This window comes from Taklimakanibacter lacteus (assembly GCA_003576695.1).
GTDB classification, from domain to species: domain Bacteria; phylum Pseudomonadota; class Alphaproteobacteria; order Rhizobiales; family Aestuariivirgaceae; genus Taklimakanibacter; species Taklimakanibacter lacteus.
In genome coordinates, this window is the sequence record QOZQ01000023.1 from 1 (window position 1) to 1,583 (window position 1,583).

Below are 1,583 nucleotides of genomic sequence, written 5' to 3' on the forward strand. Positions count from 1 at the left end.
AGTCGTCCGTGAAGAACTTCCAAGCCATTGATTGGGATTCGATTTTCGGAAGAAGGCCGGCATTGAGTTTGCATGCTTTGGGGGGTTGAGGCCTCAAAAGCTTGCAATTTCGTTTTTGGGATTCCGTCGAATCGCCGGTCGTGATTCTGTTGTCACATCGGAGGCGACGATGCGACCAAACGAACGACGCGACACCGGGCAGGCCGATCTCTTGCGCTCGCGGCTGGATGCCATCATCGACATGAGCCATCCGCTGGTGAAGCTGGCGATGACGGTCGACTGGTCGTTTCTCGAGCAGCGCTTCGGTGAGGTTTACGAGGACAAGCCGGGCCGGCCGCCTTTGCCGACGCGACTGATGGCGGGACTGGCGATCCTGAAGCACACCTACGACCTCTCCGATGAGGTGTTGTGCGAGCGCTGGGTGGAGAACCCCTATTACCAGTTCTTCTGCGGCGAGGAGTTCTTCCAGCACCGCCTGGTGTTCGATCGCTCCTCGCTGACGCGCTGGCGCCAGCGGATGGGTGAGGAGAAGCTGCAGGCTTTGCTCCAGGAGAGCCTATCGGTTGCCACCAGGACCGAGGCGATCAAGCCCACCGATCTCAACCGCATCATTGTCGACACCACGGTGCAGCCCAAGAACATCATGTTCCCGACCGACGCGCGGCTTGTGAACCGGGCCCGCGAGATCCTGGTGCGGCTCGCCGCCAGGCACGGCATCAAGCTGCGCCAATCCTATGTGCGGGTGGGCAAGTTCGCTCTCATCCAGCACCAGCGCTATGCTCACGCCAAGCAGTTCAAGCGCGCCAACCGAGCCTTGCGCAAGCTCAAAACCTATCTCGGCCGCGTCATCCGCGACATTGCCCGCAAGATCGAAGGCAATGTCGATTTGCTCGGCAAAATTGCCCTCGCCCGCATGTTGGCCCTGGCCCGACGGGTGCTCGATCAGAAGCAGCGCCAGCGTGGACCAAAGGTTTATTCGTTGCACGCACCCGAGGTCGAGTGCATCGGCAAGGGCAAGGCGCACAGGCCTTACGAATTCGGCGTCAAGGTCTCGGTCGCGACAACCTTGGCACATGCCAAGGGCGGTCAGTTCGTCACCCATGTGAAGGCGCTGCCCGGCAACCCCTATGACGGCCACACCCTCAGGACCGTCATCCCGGAAATGCAGGCGCTCGTCGGCAACACCATCGAGCGCATCCTCGCCGACAAGGGCTATCGCGGCCACAATGCGCCGCCCGATTACAAGTTCAGGGTCTTCACGTCAGGCCAGAAGCGGCGGATGACGCCGAAGATCAAACGCGAGCTGCGACGGAGATCCGCCGTCGAGCCGGTCATCGGCCACCTCAAATCCGAACATCGAATGGGCCGCAATTATCTCTGGCATCACCACGGCGATGCCATCAATGCCGTCCTCGCCGCCGCCGGCTACAACTTCCGCCGCCTGATCCGCTGGCTCAGGCTTTTATGGTGCCTATGCCTCGCCCGGCTGATCGGCTTTGCCCAAGCTGATGGGGAGACTGACACGCTCCACAATCCCCGGCCCCGGCTTATCCCAGCTTGAAATCAGCTTCTTCACGGGCGAC

1 protein-coding gene is annotated in these 1,583 nt (G+C 61.2%); it reads left to right on the top strand.

Annotated features, from left to right (window positions below):
- Window positions 1-169: 169 nt before the first annotated feature.
- Entirely contained in the window at window positions 170-1,561 is a 1,392-nt protein-coding gene (locus DT068_RS27840; protein WP_368905332.1) for an IS5 family transposase, read from the top strand.
- Window positions 1,562-1,583 lie beyond the last annotated feature (22 nt).

What these genes read in the sequence shown, in the direction of transcription:
- DT068_RS27840 (WP_368905332.1), top strand. Translation starts at nt 170, where the DNA reads ATGCGACCAAACGAACGACGCGACACCGGGCAGGCCGATCTCTTGCGC.